18 protein-coding genes and 2 pseudogenes are annotated in these 19760 nt (G+C 71.7%); 14 read left to right on the top strand and 6 right to left on the bottom strand.

Annotation, left to right across the window (positions count from 1 at the left end; translation table 11 throughout):
- The first annotated feature begins 614 nt into the window (after nt 1–614).
- Both ACLF5H_RS31880 and ACLF5H_RS31875 read left to right on the top strand, forming a co-directional pair.
- Nucleotides 615–1775 (top strand): Imm49 family immunity protein, encoded by a 1161-nt coding sequence (locus ACLF5H_RS31880; RefSeq protein ID WP_421679486.1) that lies wholly within the window; start codon nt 615–617, stop codon nt 1773–1775.
- A 165-nt stretch (nt 1776–1940) separates the two neighbouring features.
- On the top strand, nt 1941–2375 hold the full coding sequence (locus tag ACLF5H_RS31875) for a hypothetical protein (protein ID WP_421679485.1): 435 nt from the start codon (nt 1941–1943) through the stop codon (nt 2373–2375).
- Between the two features lie 287 nt (nt 2376–2662).
- Here ACLF5H_RS31875 and ACLF5H_RS31870 read toward each other — a convergent pair.
- Together ACLF5H_RS31870 and ACLF5H_RS31865 are read right to left on the bottom strand one after the other, a co-directional pair.
- A pseudogene (locus tag ACLF5H_RS31870) lies at nt 2663–3046 on the bottom strand (DoxX family protein); the annotation flags it as partial.
- An 18-nt stretch (nt 3047–3064) separates the two neighbouring features.
- Nucleotides 3065–3559 carry a cupin domain-containing protein gene (locus tag ACLF5H_RS31865; protein ID WP_421679484.1) on the bottom strand — a complete coding sequence of 165 codons (495 nt, stop codon included), beginning with the start codon at nt 3557–3559 and terminating at the stop codon, nt 3065–3067.
- An 80-nt stretch (nt 3560–3639) separates the two neighbouring features.
- Here ACLF5H_RS31865 and ACLF5H_RS31860 point away from each other — a divergent pair, with 80 nt between their 5' ends.
- Complete coding sequence (locus tag ACLF5H_RS31860; RefSeq protein ID WP_421679483.1) at nt 3640–4491, top strand: LysR family transcriptional regulator; 852 nt, start codon at nt 3640–3642, stop codon at nt 4489–4491.
- A gap of 735 nt (nt 4492–5226) precedes the next feature.
- On the opposite strand, the gene ACLF5H_RS31855 is transcribed toward ACLF5H_RS31860, so the two are convergent.
- Nucleotides 5227–5613, bottom strand: a complete 387-nt coding sequence (locus ACLF5H_RS31855; protein WP_421679482.1) for a hypothetical protein — start codon at nt 5611–5613, stop codon at nt 5227–5229.
- A 128-nt stretch (nt 5614–5741) separates the two neighbouring features.
- Nucleotides 5742–5922: pseudogene (locus ACLF5H_RS31850) on the bottom strand (dihydrofolate reductase family protein); the annotation flags it as partial.
- A 293-nt stretch (nt 5923–6215) separates the two neighbouring features.
- On the opposite strand from ACLF5H_RS31850, the gene ACLF5H_RS31845 reads away from it, so the two are divergent.
- The 5 genes from ACLF5H_RS31845 (at nt 6216) to ACLF5H_RS31825 (ending at nt 9463) form a co-directional block, all read left to right on the top strand.
- Entirely contained in the window at nt 6216–7280 is a 1065-nt protein-coding gene (locus ACLF5H_RS31845) for a matrixin family metalloprotease (protein ID WP_421679481.1), read from the top strand.
- A gap of 9 nt (nt 7281–7289) precedes the next feature.
- A complete protein-coding gene (locus ACLF5H_RS31840) occupies nt 7290–7679 on the top strand; it encodes a DUF6281 family protein (protein ID WP_421679480.1) in 390 nt (129 codons plus the stop codon).
- 312 nt (nt 7680–7991) lie between these two features.
- Entirely contained in the window at nt 7992–8624 is a 633-nt protein-coding gene (locus ACLF5H_RS31835; RefSeq protein ID WP_421679479.1) for a hypothetical protein, read from the top strand.
- Nucleotides 8625–8906: 282 nt separating this feature from the next.
- Entirely contained in the window at nt 8907–9101 is a 195-nt protein-coding gene (locus ACLF5H_RS31830; protein ID WP_421679478.1) for a hypothetical protein, read from the top strand.
- Nucleotides 9098–9463 carry a hypothetical protein gene (locus ACLF5H_RS31825; RefSeq protein ID WP_421679477.1) on the top strand — a complete coding sequence of 122 codons (366 nt, stop codon included), beginning with the start codon at nt 9098–9100 and terminating at the stop codon, nt 9461–9463. Before ACLF5H_RS31830 ends, ACLF5H_RS31825 begins: the two co-directional genes overlap by 4 nt.
- Nucleotides 9464–9476: 13 nt before the next feature.
- Here the strand turns inward: ACLF5H_RS31825 and ACLF5H_RS31820 are convergent, their stop codons facing one another.
- Entirely contained in the window at nt 9477–10208 is a 732-nt protein-coding gene (locus tag ACLF5H_RS31820) for an SDR family NAD(P)-dependent oxidoreductase (RefSeq protein WP_421679476.1), read from the bottom strand.
- A gap of 172 nt (nt 10209–10380) precedes the next feature.
- Here ACLF5H_RS31820 and ACLF5H_RS31815 point away from each other — a divergent pair, with 172 nt between their 5' ends.
- A complete protein-coding gene (locus ACLF5H_RS31815) occupies nt 10381–11133 on the top strand; it encodes a TetR/AcrR family transcriptional regulator (protein WP_421679475.1) in 753 nt (250 codons plus the stop codon).
- Between the two features lie 60 nt (nt 11134–11193).
- Here ACLF5H_RS31815 and ACLF5H_RS31810 read toward each other — a convergent pair whose 3' ends face one another.
- On the bottom strand, nt 11194–11733 hold the full coding sequence (locus ACLF5H_RS31810; protein ID WP_421679474.1) for an EF-hand domain-containing protein: 540 nt from the start codon (nt 11731–11733) through the stop codon (nt 11194–11196).
- Nucleotides 11734–12265: 532 nt separating this feature from the next.
- Here ACLF5H_RS31810 and ACLF5H_RS31805 point away from each other — a divergent pair.
- The 5 genes from ACLF5H_RS31805 to ACLF5H_RS31785 are packed head-to-tail and all read left to right on the top strand — an operon-like array spanning nt 12266 to nt 19695.
- Entirely contained in the window at nt 12266–13525 is a 1260-nt protein-coding gene (locus ACLF5H_RS31805) for a phenylacetate--CoA ligase family protein (RefSeq protein WP_421679473.1), read from the top strand.
- A complete protein-coding gene (locus tag ACLF5H_RS31800) occupies nt 13522–14877 on the top strand; it encodes an MFS transporter (RefSeq protein WP_421679472.1) in 1356 nt (451 codons plus the stop codon). Before ACLF5H_RS31805 ends, ACLF5H_RS31800 begins: the two co-directional genes overlap by 4 nt.
- Nucleotides 14874–16013, top strand: a complete 1140-nt coding sequence (locus ACLF5H_RS31795; protein ID WP_421679471.1) for a GNAT family N-acetyltransferase — start codon at nt 14874–14876, stop codon at nt 16011–16013. The genes ACLF5H_RS31800 and ACLF5H_RS31795 overlap by 4 nt, the downstream gene beginning before the upstream one ends.
- Nucleotides 16010–17176, top strand: a complete 1167-nt coding sequence (locus ACLF5H_RS31790) for an acyl-protein synthase (RefSeq protein WP_421679470.1) — start codon at nt 16010–16012, stop codon at nt 17174–17176. Before ACLF5H_RS31795 ends, ACLF5H_RS31790 begins: the two co-directional genes overlap by 4 nt.
- Nucleotides 17173–19695, top strand: a complete 2523-nt coding sequence (locus ACLF5H_RS31785; protein WP_421679469.1) for an acyl-CoA reductase — start codon at nt 17173–17175, stop codon at nt 19693–19695. Before ACLF5H_RS31790 ends, ACLF5H_RS31785 begins: the two co-directional genes overlap by 4 nt.
- Nucleotides 19696–19760: the final 65 nt, after the last annotated feature.

The raw sequence follows: 19760 nt of genomic DNA, 5'->3' as shown, positions 1-19760 counted from the left end.
CTGGGCAGTGCGGACAGAGCGTCACCACATTGACGAGGCGGCGGTGTCGGCGGCACGCGAGGACTTCACGCACCGCATCGGGGGCCAGGTGCGGTCCATGTCGAGGGGTGGCCGGATGACCGCCTACGAGTGGCAGGCGATCGCGGACGAGTTCCTGGACTACCTGGGCGCCCTCTCCGTCGCGACCCCCGACCTCGGCACCTCGGAGGCCCAGGCCGCTCTCAAGGACGCCTCCGAAGCCGCGGTCGGCGCCGTCGCCTACGCCGCCTACCACCCGCACTGCGGTTTCCAGGTCTTCCTGGAGTACGTGAACTTCGGCATGAGCTACGACCCCGGAGACGACCATCCCGCGGAGAGCGTCACGCCCGCACAGTGGATCGACGCGCTCTGCATCGCCGTACTCAGAGGCAAGGCCGAGCGGCACGGCGAGGCCTTCCACTTCGCCCGGGAGAAATTCGCCGCGCGGACCGAAGGCACGCCCCTCGGCGAACTCGCCACCGGGCTGATGGCCGTGGTCCTCGACGACACCGGCGACGACACCGGCGGCGACGAGGAGTACCCGCCGAGCGCGCAGGCCAAGCTCGCCGCCGTCGACGCGGCCCTCGACCGCGTCCGTGCCCGCCGGGGAGACCGGCGAGCCCCTCCTGGACCGGCCGGAGAGCGCGGCGCTGCGCACGCTGCGCGCCCTGGCCGCCGGGGACCGGGAGGCCTTCGACGCCGGGCTGGCCGGTCTCCTGGCCGAGCACGCCGCCCGGCACGGCCGTACGGCCTCCCCGAAGACCCTTCTGCCGCTCGTCCCCGTCGCCCTCGCCGCTCTCGCGTACCGGACGCTGGGCTGGGCGCCCGCCGTCCGGGGCGGCTACCTCCCGCACGCGCTGATCACCGGCTTCGAGACGCGAGGACCGCGCGTCGCGGCGTTCGGCCGCGACCGGCGGCCGGACGCGGTCGCCGCGCTCGCCGCGGGCCCGCTGGTGGTGGAGCGGCCGGGTTGCGAGCGGACCGTGCACCCGCAGACCGAGGCCCTGTACGAGAAGGGGGTCGAGGAGGCGTTCACGGCCATCGACGGAGAACTCCTCCCCGTCTGGCGGCTCGACAGCGTCATGGGTGACCAGGAGCGTCTGTTCAAGTGGCGCGCAGGAGATCCCGGCGGTCCCACCGATGCCCAGCTCGCCGCGCTGCGGCTGGCCGCCGGGGCGGGGGCGGCCCTGTTCCGCGTCGCCCTCGCCGAGCCGGGAACCGAGGTCGAGGTGACCGTCGACGGTCGCACGCTGCGCTACCCGGCCGAGCGGGGTGAGGAGGCCGGCGCCCACAACTGGCAGCGGGCGGTCGCCTTCGCCCTGATCACCGGAGCCCGCGAGGACCTCGCCCCACTGGTCCTCACCGGCCCCGCCTTCACCCGCCCGGACGGCTCCGCCTTCAGCGCCTACCGCGAAGCCCTGCACGCCTACCTGACGGGCACCGATCCCGAGAAGGCCGTACGACGCGCGCTCCAGCAGGACGAGCGGGCCGGGGACCGGGGCTTCGCCACGCCGCCGACCGTGCTGCTGTCGCAGCTCGTGGAGGGCGACGAGGAGAGCTTCAACCTCGCCCTGGCCGACGCTCTCGAAGCCCACCGCGCCCACTACGCGGTCGCCGACCGCGCCGACGATCCGGATGCGTCGATCAACCTGGACGTCCTCGCCCTGGCCTGCCATGCCCGCCGCCGGGGTTGGGCCATCCGCGTCGAGTCCCGCTACCTTCCGCCGGGCCTTCTGCTGTCCGCCCAACCCTTTTAGGGGAGGAGGCCGCGCGCACCACCTCAAGACGGCGTGGCCCTCGGGGACCGGCCGCGCCCTCGGCGCCTGCGTGGTCGCGGAGCAACGACCGCTCCTCGCCCCCTGACCCGATGCCGGCCCATGAAACGCTGGCGACATCGATCAGCCCCACCGCAGGAGCCACGCATGTCCAGGACCGCCGACATCGACCTCGTGTTCGCACATGCCGTCACCGTGGACGCCGTAGTACGAGCTCTGGCCGGTGCGGGATGGTCGATGCACGAGCCGCTCGGTATCTCCTACATGGTCAACGACGACGGCCTGTTCGACTGGCAGTCGGCTTCGACCGACCGCGCGGCCGACGTTCTGGCCATGGTGGATGCACCGGGCACAATCGGCCACCAGGTCGGCGTCTGCGTCTATCACACAACCGCGGAAACCGGTGGCCAGCTCCTTTTCCACGCCGACCGCTCGCACTGTTCCTTCATCCCGACGATCGACCGCCGAACACTCGCCGGAGCACCGGCCCTGACCGACATGGCGTGGTACCTGAACGCACTGGTACCGCCCCTCCTCGCCGTGGGGCTGGCCGGCTACGAAGCGAGAGACAGTGCCGACTGAGACATGCCCGGGAGCAGACCCGGAGCTTGTCCCTCAACCCCGGTCAGCGGATCCTCACTCGGTCCTGGAGTCGACGAAGAGCAGCAAGGCGCTTCCCGACCCCCACACGAACAACTTGCCCAGGCGTTCGTACGACTCCAGAGTGAGACTCACGGCCGCCCCCTTCGGGCGACCTCTGGTCGCCGTGCCGGGGACCGGCTGATTCACCGTAGGGCTGATCCCGCGGGAACGAAGTCCGTGTTCTTGCGCGGCGTGCCAGTCCAGGAGCCATTGAACGTTCTCCGGCATTACGCCCCTTGCTGCCACAGCCGAACGAGTCGTCGGACTTGATCGTACGGACGGCGTTCCCCGGATGCCGGAGCGCCCTTCGTCTTGATCACTTGCTCCGGGCAGACGCACTGACCGAGGCGAAATGGCCGCCCTCGATCACGGCCGAGTGGCCCGGTCTGCGGGAGTACGAAGCCGGTCGCCGCGCCGACCGCCGGCACGGGCGCGATGCCGCTCAGCGGCGCCAGGATCAGGCCGGTCGCGCCGAGCATTTCGACGGCCCCCAGCGCCCTGACGGCGGGCCGGGGTATGTGGTCCGCCCAGGCCATCATCGGCCGCAGCTGATCGCGGCTGCGGATCACCTTCGGCGCGCCCGCGTAGGCGTAGAAGACGGCGAGCGGCCCCGTCCTGTGCCGTCGGCGTCAGGCGGGATCGGTGGCGGGCTCGGTCGCATAGCGGCTCATCGCGTCGATGTTGGCCTGGGGCGTCAGCGGCCGGCCGGCGGCGAGCGCTTCCTGGAGGTCCCGGAAGTACTGCACGTACAGATCGGGGGTGAACGTGCTGAGCATGACGGCGGGTTGGCCGGTCCGGTTGGCGAAGGTGTGCGGGGTACCGGGCGGAACCATCACGAGCGTGCCCGCGCCGACGTCGTGGTCCTCGTCCCCGACGGTGAACCGAACAGTGCCCGACAGGACGTAGAAGCCCTCGTCGTGCCGGGCGTGGCGGTGCTGCGGCGGCCCCTGGGTGTGCGGGGCGAGGACGGACTCGGCGATCGCGAGGCGGTGCCCGGTGCGGCTGCCGTCCTCCAGGACGCGCATGCGCGTGGTGCCCAGGACGATCACCTCGCCTTCGCCGGGACCCGTCACCGATACGGCCGGGCGGGGCTGCGGTTCGCTGGTCTTCGCTTCTTCGGTCATGCCACGAGTTCACCGCCGGGAGACCGGGGCTGTCCAAGACCTGTCCCGCGACGCCGATACCGCACGGGTATCGTCGCAGCGTGGAGCTACGGACCTTGCGTTACTTCGTGGCGGTCGCCGAGGAACTCCATTTCGGCCGGGCCGCCACCCGGCTGCACATGAGTCAGCCGCCGCTGAGCCGGGCGATCAAGCAGCTGGAGGCCGATGTCGGGGCCCCGCTCCTCGCCCGCTCGCCTGCCGGGGTCACGCTCACTCCGGTGGGCGCGGTGCTGCTCGACGAGGCGCGGGCCCTGCTCGACCATGCCGACCGCGTCCGGGTACGCGTCAGCGCGGCGGCCGGCGTCGCGACCCTCACCGTCGGCATCCTGGGCGACGGCACCGACCCGGGAGTGGCCAGGCTGGCCGCCGCCTACGGCCGACACCACCCGGGCATCGACATCCGCATCCGGGACACGGATCTGACGGACCCCACCTGCGGACTGAGCGCCGGACTGGTCGACATCGCGCTGACCAGGGCGCCGTTCGACGTGACCGCTCTGACGGTGCGCGCACTGCGGACCGACCCGGTCGGCGTGGTCCTGCGCGCCGACGACCCACTGGCCCGCCGCGAGGGGCTGCTGCTGGCCGAGCTGAGCGATCGCCGCTGGTTCCAGTTCCCGCCGGGCACCGACCCCGTCTGGCAGTCGTACTGGAACGGTGGCAGGCCGCGCGAGGGCCCCGTGGTGCGCACCGTCCAGGAATGCCTGCAAGCCGTGCTGTGGAACGGCACGGTCGGCCTGGCCCCGCTGGGACACGACCTGCCCGCGGAGCTGGCCGTGGTACCGCTGACCGACATGCCGCCGAGCCGAGTGGTGGCGGTGTGGAACGAGGGTGACACCAACCCGATGATCCGATCCTTCATCGAGATCGCGACGACGGCGTACCGCCGCTGAGCACCGCACCGGCGACCGGCGCTGCCGCGACCCGCGAACCATTCGAACGCCACGGCCGGATCGGCCCGGCGACGACGGGGCCGCGCATGGCAGGCGCATCGTGGACGGGATCGCGGTCGCGGTGGGCTGTGGCAGAAGCGCCGCGACGATGCGCCTGCACCGGGCACGCGACCGCCTCAGGCCCGAGACCAACCGGATGCGGCCCGCACCCCGTCTCGGCGCGGGCCTGTGCCGACCTGGTCCGTCGCCCACAGCACCGACTTCGGCGACGGACCCCGCGACCCGTGTGCCGAACACATGCTCCGGCAGCTGCCGTACGAGGACCGCACGCGCCGCCGCTCCCGGGCCGTACCCCACGACCCCGTCCGGCCCGGGGCCTCGCCGTCGATGTCGCCCTGCATCAGCCGGACGACCTGCCCGCGGAGCTGGAGCGACGTCCCGCCGAAGGCGGCTGCCGGGCACCTCGAATTCGTACAGCCTTCGCCCGTGGTGGGCGATCTGAGGGGGCGATCGGATGACCGGACCCGTCCGCGTCGAAGTAGATCCACCGAAGGAGCAGCGTGCCGAGACCCCTGCCCGCCACGCCTGCCGGTCCGGACCAACCGTGCCCATCAACATGATGCCGGCGCCCACAAAAAGGTGAGGCCGACGGGGATGAACTGGAACGCTCGGCGGCACGGCAAGTCCTCGGCCCCCGCTGATCCCCTGGCTCCGCGAGCCCGGGTCGGCAGGCGGTCAGCGCCCGGGAGCCAGGACGGTCAGCACGCCCGATGGGATCCCCAACTGGCCCAATCGGGACAGAAGGGCTGCTTCCTGTTCTTGCGTTACCTCGATCCACAGGGACGTTCCCGAGTCGCTGGCGCTGAAGACCAGCCGACCGTCCGTCCAGCCTTCCGCGTGGATCGTGTAGGGAGCCAAGTCCGAGAGCACCGTGAAGTGCCCGTCGTCTCGGACATCAAGGTCGATCCCCATACCAGGATCGCAGCGCCTGGAGCGGGTACCGCTCACGACCGCCTCCCGGGCCAGTGCCAAGGCACGTTCGTATGAGTCCAGGCATTCGGGCGGCCAGATGTCATCGCTGTAGGCATCGATGTGGGCTGCGTCGATGACCGGACGCAGCACGTGGAGAGCTTCGCGATGGACACGTACGGAGTCCGCGGGGCGCACTCCGTTCGCGAGTACGAGCTCGCGGACTCCGGCGTCATTCTGACTGATCACATGCTGCATCCTCCCAGGGGCAGCCAGCCGATTCCACGGAGAAAAGCCTCCTCGGCATTCTCGATGATCACCGGATGGACGGTCAGCCGGAACTCGTCGACGAGGCCCGTGCTGCATGAGCGTCTGGACGAGGTCGCCACTGCCCACGACGTTGATGCCGCCGCCATCGGACGCTCTCAACTCGCGTACGGCATCGACGATGACGCCCTCCAACGTCAGCAACGTGCACATGGTGATCTCGCGCCGCGGCGGCAGGCATCGGCTCGATGCCCTTGCCCCTGGCCGAGTTCCGTCCGAGCGAACGAGTGGTGGAGGGGGGAGGGTGTCTGGTCTGCGCCCGGCAAGTTCGGTCGGTGAGGGCACCGCGATTTTGGCCTATATTGGTAATATTTTATGAGGACTTGATGGTTATTCTTCCTGAGTCTTGATCAATTCCCGCAACGGCGGGAGACCTTCGGGGGTGGAGAGTGGCCGAGTTTGCTCCGGGGCTCGTAGGGAGAACGATCGTGGTGCTCGCGTTGGCGGTCTCCCTGTCAGGGGTCGGCGACAGCGCGTATGCCGGCGCGGCGGGGGCGGATGTCTGCGAACTGGACGAAGGGCAGCTGACGATCAGCGATCTTCCGGCCGGCTCCTCCGTGATCGAATGCGGTGCGGTGGGACGGGTCGTCACGTACGACGAGACGGGCGTGACGGTCCCCGAGCCGGGCACCGCGGTCAGCGTCGACGCGTTGACCACAGATGGCTCCACCCATGGGTTCACGCTGGAGGTCGCGGCCGACGGCACCGTGTCCTACGACTTGTCCGAGTCCAGTACGGACTCCTCCACTGCGGGCTCGGACACGCCGGACGTCCTGAGCAACCCGGTGCGCACGGCGGGTGACCTCTCGCAGGAGGCGGACGGCACGGACGCGGACGCCTCCGACGTCGGCGACGGGACCGAGGTGGCGGACGTGGACGCCCTCACTTCGCGTTCCGCGTGCGGTGATGGCGCCTACACGACGGCCGACCGCAAGGAGTACGGCACCTACAACTGGTACATCGGCGACGGTGGTATGCCCGGAGGGCTTTCCCGGACCGACGCCAAGTGGGCCTTCTACGACGCCATCGACAACATCACCGACAGCTACAACAACTGCGGCTACGGCGACACCGTCGGGGCGAAGGCGAACTTCCTCTCCGAAACCAGCTACGAGGCAGACATCAACGCCAGCGCCCACTGCACCGACCGGGACGGGCTGAGCACCTGGGATGCGGGAGACCTCAAGAGCGGTGTCGTCGCGACGACCTGTTCATGGACCTGGCCCATGCCCGGGGTCAAGAACGACCTGCGGGAGGCCGACGTCCGGTTCAACACCCACGACTACGACTTCACGAACAAGCCGACCAGCAGCTGCTCGAACAAATATGACATCCGCTCCGTCGGTACTCATGAGGCGGGACACGTCTTCGGGCTGGGACACGTCGGTTCGGGCCACGAGAACCTCACGATGTACACGAACTCGTTCACGTGCAGGACGATCGCCAGGACCCTCGGCAAGGGCGACGTTCTGGCACTCCGCAGCATCTACTAGGAGGACGTTGTGAACTGGGCGGGGCGAACGGCCGGCTTGCCAATGATGGCGGCCATGCTGATGTCAGCTGTGGCATGCGCGTCCGGAGCCGGCAGCGACGGCGGCGAAGGCGCGGCATCCTGCGCCTACCGGGTCCAGTACGAGGACCGGACGTACCGGGACGTGGCCAATGTGAAATTCGTAGCCGGAAAGGAACTCGGCACCGCCACCGTCCCGCCCTGTGACGACACCGGGGATCGGACCGGGAAGGGGGACACGGAGACCGCGTACGAAGTCGACGGCATCTCCCCGGCGGTGGCCATCGCGGTCGGCGGCACCGCACGTGAGGCGAAGTTCGTCGCCGCGTATTCGGGCAACGAGCTTCCGCCCGAGATCCAGAAGTTGATCGACGGTTCGTGACGCCGTACGGCAGGCGCCGTCGTCCTCGGACGGTGGTGCCTGCCGCGGACGGACTCCGGATGGTTCACCGTGCTCCCGCATACGTCGGGGCAGCGGGCGGCGAGCATCGCAGGCCGGTGCGGGACGGGCTGATCGTCGCTGTCTTCCGGGCGGGAGGGCCGCGCCGGTGCTTTTCGGCCGAGCTGGGCAACTTTCCCCCTTGCTCACATCGGCTACCGCTACGGTGGCCGACAGCCGCAAGGAGGTTGAGTGCCTACAACCGTTGTCGGGTTCCGGCTCGGGTCCGACAGACAGGGCCGTCAGGTGACGGTCGTGCTGACACAAGCTGGTGTCCTGCACCGCTGCAATGGCCCGATGGGCGCGGCCCTCAAGCCGACCAGAAAGCCCTCCGTGCCCGTGCCCGGGGACCCCCATCCGGTGCCGCGGCAAGCCGCGAGGCTCCGGGAGATCCACGCGGAGATGACCGAGAAGGGCTACGGCCGTGTGCTGGTCGCGCCCGCCTGCGTACGGCTGAAGGTCACCGAGCACCCCCTTCATCCACACCCCTACGGGCCGAATGCCCTCGGCACACACCCGGAGCTGCTGGAGGAGTTCATCGGCCTCGCGCCGTCCGCCCCCCGGGACCTTGACGAGGCGCTGCGCGACTTCTACGTGGCCGTCGGCCTGCCGACACGCCCCAAGCACCTCGTCCGCGCCGGGCACACGCCGACGGCCCTTCCCTCACGGGCCGACGGAGCGCTTCGCGTTCTCGCCCGCGGTTCCGCCCTCACCTCGCCGAAACGTCGGTCGATCGGCTGGAGGGTCACCGCCGATGACGTACGCCTTCATGTAGGGGCCGGCGGCGAGGCTCTCTCGCACGGTGAGGTCATCGAACTCCAGGCCGCCCTGACGGCGTGGCTCCGCCTGAACCCGGCCCCCGGCAGCACCGCCACCCCGAAACGCTGATCGAGAGGGAGTGCCGCGAGCGCTGCTGCTGCGAGAGCGAGGTCTGCCGCGTGGGTGGAGCTGGTGAGGGACGACTCCCTGCGACGGCCCGGCCTCGCCAACGATGAGGCGACGCCGTGGGGTGCCCTGGCGTACATCGACTCAGTCCTGTACGACGACCGGCCGCCTCTTCCAGGAGGGCGGCCTCTGGCGGCGATGGTTCCGGGCCACGCCCCACCCGCATGGCGACGACGGCATCTCCACCTACCCCGGCGGCACGATCCGTCGGCAGCCGAGCGGCGGGTGATCCGCTGTCTGCTGAGCCCGCTGGAGGCGGTCACCGCCGCCGGGATTCCGGACGCCGACGTCGCCGGACAAGGCGGGCGGAAGACGGCCGTGTCCATCCCGTTGACCGAGGACGAGGAGGCAGCCGTCGAGGACGGCCACGCGGCCCTGGACCGGCTGGCCCGGGGCGCCCGCACCCCGCCCACATCATGAAGGGGCCCGACATCGACGGCTACCCCTACTCCTGGAACGGGCTGCGACTGGTGGTCACGCTGCGGCCCGTCAGCGGCATCTGGATCGGCCTCTGGCCTGGTTCGACCGCCGAACTCCCGCCGCTCGTCCTGCCCGATTCCGAGTCATTCGAGGCCACCGTGCTCCGCGAGGACCTCATCACCGCCCTCGACACCGCCGACTGCCGCCACGACGTCAACCCTGTCCTGACCTTCGGCGAGCAGTCGAGCATCCTGACCCAACCGGCCGAGGTCTGCGCCGTGTTCAGCCTGCCCGGCCGGGACCACCACGTTCCGCACCGCGATCGGCACCACCTCGACGTGATGCACAAGCACACGAGTTGACATCACCGGCCGCTCAGGCGGCGGGCCGCCCGTGCTGGAACAGGTCGCCGGTGGGGCCGTCGGGGCCCAGCGTGGCGGCCCAGGCGATGTCCAGGGCGCCTTCCGCGGCGGAGCGGTCGTTGGCGTCGTCGCCGCGTTCGGGGTGGGTGGCGATGTCACCGGGGTCTACGGCGTTGACCAGGATCGGGGTGTCGGCCAGGGCGCGGCCCAGGACGGCGGTCAGGGCGTTGAGCGTGTACTTGGCCATCGAGTAGGCCGGGGAGCGCAGCGGGGCGCCGAGGTCGAGGCCGGTGGCGATCTGCTGGGCGCAGAGGCTGGAGACATTCACGATCCGGGCCGCGGGGGCGGCGGTCAGCAGCGGCAGCAGGGCCTGGGTCAGGGCCCAGGGGCCGAGCAGCGAGACCTCCATGGCCGCGCGGACCTGGTCCATGTCGGCGTCCAGGGCGGACAGGGTGCCGAAGTCGGGCATGGTGCTGGCGTTGTTGACCAGGACGTCCAGGTGCGCGAATGCGCGGGTGAGTCGATCGGCGGCGGCGTCGATGGAGGCGCGGTCGGCCAGGTCCAGGGGCAGGGCGGTGACGGCGTGGCCTTCTTGGCGTAACTGCCGGGTCAGCGGCTCGAGCGCGGTGAGGTCGCGGGCGGTGAGGATCACGTGGTGGCCGAGCTCGGCCAGGCGGCGGGCGACGGCGAAGCCGAGTCCGGCCTCGCGGCTGGCCCCGGTGATCAGGGCGGTCTTGAGCGTCATGGCGAAGGTGTCCTTGTCCGGTGGACGGATGGGTGGGTGGGTGGGGGGGTAGGTGGTCGCGACCCAAGAGCGGGGTGCGGATGACGCCACGCATCAGGTGAACTTAGTTCAGAACATTCTGAACTAAGTTCTACGGTGAGAACTTAGTTCAGGTCAAGTTAAAATGTGGCTCATGGCCACCGATCCCAAGCAGTACCGGGCCGCCCGGCACGCCCAGCCCGCAACGCCCCCCGCGAGCGCGGCGCCGCGACGGACGCCGATCACCGTCGAGCGGATCACCGACGCCGCCCTTCAGGTCGTGGCCGACGAGGGCTATGACGCGCTGACGGTGCGCGCCATCACGAAGGTGCTGGGCACCAGCCCGTCCTCCATCTACGCCCACATCGTCAACATGGCCGACCTCGACGACCTCCTCGTCGGACGGCTGTGTTCGCGCGTCGTGCTGCCCGAACCCGACCCGGAGAACTGGCGCGAGCAGATCCACGACGTCTGCGCCCAACTGCGCGACCAGTACCTCCGCTACCCCGGCAGCTCCCGCGCCGCGCTCGCCATCGTCTCGACCAACCTGGAAGCTCTGCGCGTCAGCGAGGGCATGCTCGCCATCCTGCTCGCCGGGGGCATCGAAGCCCGCACCGCGGCCTGGGCCATCGACGCCCTCGCTCTGTACGTCGCCGGATACGCCTTGGAGGCGTCCATGGTCCAGCGGCGCCGCAAGCATCCCGACGACACCTGGGTCGAGAGCCGCGAGGAACTCCTGCGCCGCTTCCGTGCCTTGCCCGAAGCCACCTACCCCAACACCCGCCGACACGCCGACCACCTGACCTCCGGCGACGGCCATCAGCGCTTCGACTTCGCTCTCGGACTGCTCATCGACAACCTGCCGACCGGCCCGGACCACGGCGTCACGCGGACCGCCGCACGCTGACCCCCGGGCCACGGGCGCACGAACGTACGGACCGAGAATTCCCCGACTCCGCGGCTCCCCTCAGGCGGCGAACCTGCCGCAGAGCCAGTTGCCCGGCTCCGCAGGGTCGTCGCTCGTCCAGAACTGGCGCCACAGCAGCGCGAACTCCTCGCGGTCGAGATGGCCGTCGCCGTCGGGGTCGAGCAGTTCGAAGACGCCCGTCAGGTCCACCGGCCGCCCGTTCCAGGTCTCGACGAGTTGCCGGTGCTCCCGCGGGCTGATGCGGTTGTCCCCGTCGGCGTCCACGGCGTCGAAGACCGTGTTCGCCGTGGCGGTGACCTCCGCCGCCATCGTGGGCAACGAGTCGACCACTGTGAGCAGTTCGCGCAGGTCGACCGTCCCGCTTCCCCGGGCGCCCCCGGCCTCGCGCAGTGCCGACCACCACCCCATCAGCAGGGTCTCGACCCGCGCGCGCAGTTCCGTCCCCGGGCCCACCGCGGGCAGCCGGCTCCAGCGGGCGACCAGCGCCCTGAAGTCCTCCTCGCGCAGACAGCCGTCCCCGTCGGCGTCGAACGCGGCGAACATCCCCCTGAGCTTGCGCTCCTGAAACTCGCTGGCCATGAACGGCCTCCCTCGGCACCGAACGAACCGCGGACCCCCGGCGAACACCCCGCGAAGCGGCGGTGGACCACCGGTCACTGTAGGAGGCGGGCCGCACGCTCCCCAATAGGCACATGTGTACGAGCGATCGGGGTCTCGTGGTCCGGCCCCGCGCGTCCCCAAGCGCCGCCCTCCGGCGGCCAGTTCAAGTATTCGCAAAGGGTGCGTGCCGCGCACCGGTCCGCATGAAAAAGGTCCTTTTGGTGTGGCCAACCATCGCTTATGGAATCGGGGTGACATGTGACCACCGTCTCCGCTCCGCCGGGAACCAGGAGGGGTGTGAATTCGTCACCTCCGGGTCGACCGGCCAACCCCCTTGCCTGAAAGGCGCGTTGATGCAAGGCCGTCCCGAATGGTGAGATACGATGAGTGGCGCCGGTCGATAAAGTCGATAAAACGGTCCCCCGGCCCGACCTCCGGGGTGGACCGAATCCTCCGTAACCCCGTCGTGCCCATGAGCCGCCGACGGACACCTCTCTTCGAGCAGGAATTGATGCCCGTTCAATCATTGGCGGAGCTGATACGCTTCGCGCGCCTCAACTCGCCCTTCTACCAACAGCTTTACTCGCACCTTCCCGACCGGGTCACCCAGCTCACGGACCTGCCGGTCGTGCCCCAGGCGGAATTCTGGCGGGCCAACTCACCCCGCGAGAACAGGCTGCTGACGGCCCCGCTTGAGGAAGCGGTCGTCTTTCGCAGCGGCGGAACCACGGGTTCTCCGAAGTTCTCCTTCTACACACGCACGGAATGGCGGGAATTCACCTCCGCTTTTGGCGCCGGACTTGTCAACGCCGGTCTGCGGCCGGGTCATCGAGTGGCCGATCTGTTCTACGCCGGTGACCTGTACGCGAGTTTCAGCTTCATCCTGGATTCACTGCACCGCTCTCCGGTGGCCAACGTACGGCTTCCGCTGGGCGGCGCGACGCCCTGGGAATCCACCGCGGCCACCCTGGAGGAGTTCCGCGTCGAGGTGGTCGCCGGAACCCCGACCACCCTGTGCGCGCTCGCCGAACGCCTCACCGCGGCCGGCCGGACCCTGCCCGACGTCGAACTCCTCTTCTTCGGCGGGGAATGCCTCTTCGGCGACCAACTCCCGCTGCTCGGCAAGGCGTTCCCGAACGCCGAGGCCCGCTCGCTGGGCTATGCGAGCGTGGACGCCGGCCTCCTCGGCGAGGCCGTGCCCGGCGGCGACCCACGGGTGCACCGCGCCTTCGTCCCGCACACGGCCGTGGAGATCCTCGACGACGAGGACGCGCCGGTCGAGGACACCGGCGTCCCCGGACGGCTGGTCGTCACGGATCTGCGCCGCCGACTGATGCCGGTGCTGCGCTACCCGGCCGGCGACCGCGCGGAGTGGGTGGACCGGGACGCGGGCGTCTTCCGCATCCTCGGCCGCGCCGAGGAGGGCGTACGGATCGGCCCCGTCTCCCTCTACACCGAGGACGTGCACGACATCGTGCGCGGCGCCGACGCGGCGGACGAGATCACCGGGCTCCAGCTCGTGATCCGCCGCCGGGACGGCCGCGACGGCCTCGTACTGCGCCTCGCCACCGGCGAACCCACCGACCGGCACGGCGCGTTGGGAGCCGCCGTGGCCGCGGCCGTCCTCGCTCAGCGGCCGGCCTACACCGGCGCGGCGGACGCCGGACACGTGAACCCGCTCACCGTCGAGTGGGCACGGCACCAGGATCTCGCCGTCAACTCCCGCTCCGGGAAACTGGTCCGGGTCGTCGACGAACGGCCGCATTCATGAGCGCGGACGCCCCGCGCGGCCGGCGTCTGCCGCTGGTGCTGCGCAACCCCTCCTTCGGCCGGGTGTGGACCGCCCAGCTCCTCACCCAGGCCGCGGGCCGGATGTTCCAGGTGGGCGCGGTCTGGTGGCTCGTCGGCTTCGCCGGGGGCGAGCGGCGCGGTCTGGAATCGGGCCTCTTCCTGATGGTGAGCACCCTCCCCGCGGTGGCACTCGCCCCCGTGGTCGCCCGGGTCGTGGCGCGCCACGCGCACCGCACGGTGCTGGCCGCCGCCGCGGCCGTGGCGGGCGCCGTCGCCGTCCCGGTGGCGCTCTGGGCGTACGCCGGTGACCTGCCCATGGCCGCGGTGTACGCGGTGGGCCTGGCCCTGGCCGCCTGCCAGGCGGTGTTCGACCCGTGTCTGACGACGTCGGTGCCCGAACTGGTCGAGGACGCCGACATCGAGGCCGCCACCGGCTTCGAACTGTCCACCCAGTCGCTGGCCGGACTCGGCGGCGGCCTGCTCGGACCGCTCCTGGTCGACGCGGGCGGCCTCCCGGCGGTCGTGGCCGTCTGCGGCGCCGCCTACCTGCTCGCCGCGCCGCTGGTCGCCTCGGCCCGTTTCCGCCACGCGACCGGCACGTACGACTCACCGCAGGACGCGCAGGAGCCGCAGGACGCGTCCGACGGCCTTACGGCCGGAGGCGGAGGGCACGGCACGCCACCCGCGCGCCGGACGCTGCGCCAGATCCTGGCCGGGCTCCCGTTCATCCGCCGCGTGCTCCTCTGCTTCGCCGCCGCGAACCTGTTCACCACCGCCGTCTACGTCGTCATGCCGCTGTACACCCGCGGGGTGCTGCACTCCACCGGGACCACCGTCGCCGCCCTGGAGGCCGCGCTCGGCGCGGGCACCCTCGTCGGCTCCTTCACGGGGGCGCGCGTACCCGGGCGGCCGGTCGCCGTCGGCAGCGCCTGCCTGGCCGTGATGGCCGCGGCGCTCGGACTGCCGGGCCTGTGGGCCGGGCACGCGACGGCGATCGGCGCGCTGGCCGTCGCCGGATGGTGCGTCGGCGTGATCGGCGTCCGCTTCGTGGCACTGTTCCAGCGCCTCGTGCCCACGGCCGACAAACCCGGCTTCTTCGCGGTCATGCAGGCCCTCCTCGGAGCCACCTTCCCGCTGTCCTCCCTCGTCTTCGGCGCGCTCGGCGACCACCTGGGCGCACGTGCGCTCTGCCTCGTCCAGGGCGCCGGGCTGGTCCCGGTCGCGCTCGCGCTGTGGTGGCTCGGCGGCCGTGCGCGGCCCGACGCGCCGCGCACCTCCCCGGGCGACACGGCGACGGCGGCGCGCCTCACCCCGGCGGGAGAGACGTCATGACCGTCGTCCTCGCCCCGGCGGCGGTCCAGGACATCGCCGAACTGCGGCAGTTGTACTTCGACGTGTACGGGCACGGCTACCCGGTGCCGCTCGGCAGCGACCCGGCCGTGATGCGCCGGATGATCACCGACGGCTCCGCGCACTGGCTCACCGCCCGTACGCCCCGCGGGGAACTCGTCGGCTCCGCCGTCGTGCAGACCGACGCGGGCAGCCGCGTCGGCAAGCTCCTCGGGCTCGCCGTGCATCCCGGGCACCGCGGCGGCGGGCTGGCCTCCCGGCTGACCGGCGCGGTCTGCGAGGCGGCCCTCGCCACCGGCATTCCCGACTCGCTCTACGCCACCGTGCGCGTCGTCACCGAGGGCCCCCAGCACGTCGTCGTACGCAACGGCTTCCGGCCCCTCGGCCTGCTGCCCAACGCCGTCGAGGTCGACGGCTGCGAGAGCCTCGCGCTCTTCGCCCGCTACGCCGACGGCGTGCTGGAGCGGCGGGCACCCGTGGACCGCGTGCCCGAGCGCCTCACGGGGCTGCTGGCCGCCGCGTCCGCGGGCATCGGCATCGACTGCGCGGGCACGGCGCGGACCGTCGCCCTCGAGAACGCGCCGCGCCGGTCCGCAGAGGCCGAGCCGATCGAGCTGATCCCCGCCCCGGCCTTCGTACGCCGCCGCTTCCTCGAACGGTTCCCCCGGCCCGCCGACCGCTTCTTCCCCCTGCACACCCCCAACGCGCTGCTGGTCGCGGCCGACGGCGGCTTCGAGGCGTACGCCGACCTCGACCCGGTGGCGGGCAGCTGCGCGCTCGTCGCCGTCCACCCGCGCCCCGCGGCGCTGACCGGCGCCCTGGAAGCGCTGATGGCCACGGTCACCCGGGCCGGCGCCGACTACGCCGAGACCCTGCTGCCGCTGGCCGACACCGAGGCCCTGGAGATCTTCCTGGCCTCCGGGTTCGTACCGAGCGCGGTCTACCCGGCGATGCGGCGCGTCGGCGACCGGCTGCACGACTACGTGGTGCTCTCCCGCACCAGCCGGCAGATCGACTTCCGTACGACGGCCGTGAGTTCGCTGCTCCAGCCCTACCTCGGCGCCTATCTGAGCGCCTGGACCTCCACCTATCTGCCCCTTCACGAGGTGTCCCGATGAACCCCCATCTCGCTCCCGTCGAGGTCCCCGACCCGGCGGCGCTCGGCCAGGTGCAGCGGCTGTGCGACCTGGCGGACCCGTACGCGACCGGCGCCGACGCCGACGAGCTGTTCGCCGCAGCCATGGCCGAGACCAACGCCTGGCACGCCGCACGGTCCCCGTTCTTCGCCGCCCTGCTCCAGGACCCGCCCGAGAGCCCGGCGCCCACCGTCGGCGACGACGTACGCACACCCCTGGTGCCGGCCGCGTTCTTCAAGCGCCACGAGGTGCTCTCCGTCCCCCGCGACGAGGTGTTCCTGCACCTGACCTCCTCGGGCACCACCGGCCAGAAGTCCCAGATGTTCTTCGACCGGTGGACGATCCGCTCGGCCCAGCGGATGGTGGCCCGGATCTTCGACCACTACGGCTGGATCACCCCCGACCGGCCGGTCAACTACCTGCTCTACAGCTACGAGCCCGCGCCCTCGCTGAAACTGGGCACCTCGTTCACCGACAACTACCTGTGCGACTTCGCCCCCGCCCGGCACACCACGCACGCGCTGCGGCACACCGGCTCCGGCCACGAGTTCGACGTGCACGGCTGCATCGCCGCGCTCCAGCGCTACGCCGACGAGGACGCGCCGGTACGCATCCTCGGCTTCCCGGCGTTCCTGTACTTCACTCTGGAGCGGATGAAGGCGATGGGCATGGCCCCGCTGCGGCTGCCCGAAGGGTCACTGGTGGTGCTCGGCGGCGGCTGGAAGGGCCACGCCGACCGGCAGATCGGCAAGGGCGAGTTCCGCGCCGCGGTCACCGAACGCCTCGGCATCCCCGCCGAGTCCGTCCGCGACACCTTCGGCTCCGTCGAGCACTGCGTGCCGTACGTCGAGTGCGCGCACCACAGGCTGCACGTCCCCGTGTGGTCCCGCGCCGCGGTCCGCGACCCGGGGACGCTTCGCCCGCTTCCGTACGGGGAGCCCGGCTTCCTGCACCTGGTCAGCCCGTACATCACCTCCGTACCGGCGCAGAGCGTCGTCATGGGCGACCTCGCCTCGCTGCACCCGGGCGAGGAGTGCCCCTGCCCGCTGTCCACCGACTGGTTCACCGTGCTCGGCCGTGCCGGGGTGAGCCGCAACCGCAGCTGCGCGGTCGCCGCCGCCGAAATGATGAAGGGAATGTCGTGACCGCTTCCGTACCCGCACCCGTACTCCACCTCTGGCAGGGCGAGTTCGTCGACGACGCCGAGGCAGGGCGGCGGCTGGCCGGACTGCCGGAGGCGGCCGCCCGCGTCCTGGAGCGCCCGCTGCCCACCGACGTCGTGCTCGGCGCCTGCGCGGCGGTCGGCGCGGACCTGGCCGACCCCGGCTCCGCCCTCCACACCCGGCTGGCGGCCCACCTGCCCGCCGCGGACGCCGGATCCACCCTGGCCGAACTGGCGGGCGCGCTCACCCGGCAGGCGCTGGAGCGCAAGCTGCGCCGGGAACTGGGCGGCCTGCGCCCGGAACGGCTGACCCGGCCCGACGGCCGCGAGACCGTGTTCGAGTCGTGGGCGCCGGTGGGACTCCTGGTGCACATCGCGCCCGGCAACGCGGCCGCGGTCGCCCCGCTGAGCGTCGTGGAGGGCCTGCTCGCGGGCAATGTCAACGTCCTGAAGACGAGCGGCTCCGACCCGGCGCTCGCCCTCGACCTGCTCGCCGCGCTCGCGGCGGCCGACCCGAGCGGACTGATCGCCGAGCGGGTGATCGCCCTGCGCTTCCCCTCCGCGCGCCGTGACTGGCTGGAAACCCTGTGCGGGCAGGCCGACGCCATCGCGGTCTGGGGCGGCGAGGAGGCGGAGGGCGCGGTGCGTGAACTGGCGCCGCCCGGCTGCCGCGTCGTCGCGTGGGGCCATCGGATCTCCTTCGCCTACCTGACCCGGGCGGCGGCGGCCGAGGACGGCCTGCTGGACGCGCTGGCCGAGGACGTCTGCCGCGTCGAGCAGCAGGCCTGCTCCAGCCCGCAGGTGGTCTATCTCGACACCGACGACACCGAGGAGGTCTTCGCGTTCGCCGGCCGGTTCGCCGAGCGGCTCGCGAAGGTCTCCGGCGCCCGCCCCGCGCCCCGGCCCGGCCCGGCCGAGCGGGCGGAGATCACCACCGTGCAGCAACTCGCCCGGCTCGAAGAGCACTTGGGCCTCACCCGGGTGTTCACCGGTGAGGACGGCTCCTGGCGGGTGCTGGCGGACACCCGCCCCGCGCTCGCGGCCTCCCCGCTGCACCGCAGCGTCTGGGTCAAGCCGCTGCCCCGGCACCGGATCACCGGGACGCTGCGGCCCATGCGCCGCTACCTCCAGACCGCGGCCGTGGGCGGCGGGCGGGCGGACGTGGCCGCGCTGGCCCGCGCCCTGTTCGCCGCGGGCGTCACCCGGGTCACCCCGGTCGGCTCCATGCTGGAGGGCTACGAGGGCGAGCCGCACGACGGCGTGTACGCGCTCCAGCGCTACAGCCGCCGGGTCAGCGTCCGGGCGGCGGACGCGGAGTTCGGGCCGGTGGCCTGCCTGGACGACCTGGTGTCCGCCCCGGTCCTGCCCCCGGTCCCGGACGCGCCGCTGCTCGGCAAGGAGGGCGTGCAGCGCGCGCTGGCCGAACTGGACGCGCGCCACGCCCACCTGTACTTCCGCAGCGGCGGTTCCACGGGCGCGCCCGCGCTGTCGGTGTTCACCGTCGACGACTACGACAACCAGATGCGGGCCGCGGCCGACGGGCTGCTCGCCGCCGGCTTCGACCCGGCGCGGGACCGCGCGGCCAACCTGTTCTACTGCGGCGGGATGTACGGGAGTTTCATCAGCTTCTTCTCCATCCTGGAGCGGCTGAACGCCACCCAGCTGCCGATGGCGGCCGGGCCCGACCACGCCACGGTCGCCGAGGCACTGGTCACCCACCGGGCGGACACCGTGTTCGGCATGCCGTCCTACCTGTGGCAGCTGTTCCACGCCGAGGCCGACCGGCTGCGCGCGTACGGCGGCATCCGGACGGTGTTCTACGGCGGCGAGCACTTCACCGGCGAGCAACGCCGCGTCCTCATGGAGGAGTTCGGCGTCGAGGTGATCCGGTCCGCCGCGTACGGCAGCACCGACCTCGGGCCGCTCGGCTACCAGTGCGCCTCCTCCGACGGCTCCATCCACCATGTGCTGACCGATCTGCACACCCTGGAGATCCTCGACCCGGGGGCCGACCGGCCGGTGGCACCCGGCGAGCCCGGACGGCTGGTGTTCACCTCCCGGGCGCGCGCGGGCCAGCGGCTGGAACGCTACGAGATCGGTGACCTGGGGCGCGCCGTCGAGGGCCCGTGCGGCTGCGGCAGTCATGTGCCCCGGCTGGAACTGCTCGGCCGCTACGGCGACGTCGTGCGCGTCGGCACGTACTTCGTCAACTACCGGCGCGTCGTCGCCGCGGCGCAGGAACGGCTCGCCTACCACGGCGAGTTGCAGCTCGTGATCCGCTCCGGCGCGGGCCGCGAGGAGCTGACGATCCGCCTGGACGAGCAGTACGCCCATGACCCCGGGGCGGCGCACCGCGCTCTGGTGGCGGCGGTGCCGGAGCTGGCCTCCGCCGAGGCGGAGGGCCTGCTGGCCCTCACCGTGGAGACGGTGCCGAGGGAGGCGTTCGAGCGCACCGCGACCAGCGGGAAGCTGCGCACGGTCATCGACCTGCGCGCGGCCTAGCCGGGGGGCGGGGACGGCGGCGCGTCCGCGTCAGCGGCGCGTCAGCGGTTCCTGCCAGTCTTCTT

It is taken from the genome of Streptomyces sp. LaBMicrA B280 (genome assembly GCF_049222185.1).
Lineage (GTDB): Bacteria > Actinomycetota > Actinomycetes > Streptomycetales > Streptomycetaceae > Streptomyces > Streptomyces murinus.
Note: the sequence above shows the minus strand (reverse complement) of the source record. Positions and strands in the feature narration are given on the sequence as shown.

What these genes read in the sequence shown, in the direction of transcription:
- ACLF5H_RS31875 (WP_421679485.1), top strand. Translation starts at nt 1,941, where the DNA reads ATGTCCAGGACCGCCGACATCGACCTCGTGTTCGCACATGCCGTCACC.
- ACLF5H_RS31865 (WP_421679484.1), bottom strand. Translation starts at nt 3,559, where the DNA reads ATGACCGAAGAAGCGAAGACCAGCGAACCGCAGCCCCGCCCGGCCGTA.
- ACLF5H_RS31825 (WP_421679477.1), top strand. Translation starts at nt 9,098, where the DNA reads ATGAAGGGGCCCGACATCGACGGCTACCCCTACTCCTGGAACGGGCTG.
- ACLF5H_RS31820 (WP_421679476.1), bottom strand. Translation starts at nt 10,208, where the DNA reads ATGACGCTCAAGACCGCCCTGATCACCGGGGCCAGCCGCGAGGCCGGA.
- ACLF5H_RS31815 (WP_421679475.1), top strand. Translation starts at nt 10,381, where the DNA reads ATGGCCACCGATCCCAAGCAGTACCGGGCCGCCCGGCACGCCCAGCCC.
- ACLF5H_RS31810 (WP_421679474.1), bottom strand. Translation starts at nt 11,733, where the DNA reads ATGGCCAGCGAGTTTCAGGAGCGCAAGCTCAGGGGGATGTTCGCCGCG.
- ACLF5H_RS31805 (WP_421679473.1), top strand. Translation starts at nt 12,266, where the DNA reads ATGCCCGTTCAATCATTGGCGGAGCTGATACGCTTCGCGCGCCTCAAC.
- ACLF5H_RS31800 (WP_421679472.1), top strand. Translation starts at nt 13,522, where the DNA reads ATGAGCGCGGACGCCCCGCGCGGCCGGCGTCTGCCGCTGGTGCTGCGC.
- ACLF5H_RS31795 (WP_421679471.1), top strand. Translation starts at nt 14,874, where the DNA reads ATGACCGTCGTCCTCGCCCCGGCGGCGGTCCAGGACATCGCCGAACTG.
- ACLF5H_RS31790 (WP_421679470.1), top strand. Translation starts at nt 16,010, where the DNA reads ATGAACCCCCATCTCGCTCCCGTCGAGGTCCCCGACCCGGCGGCGCTC.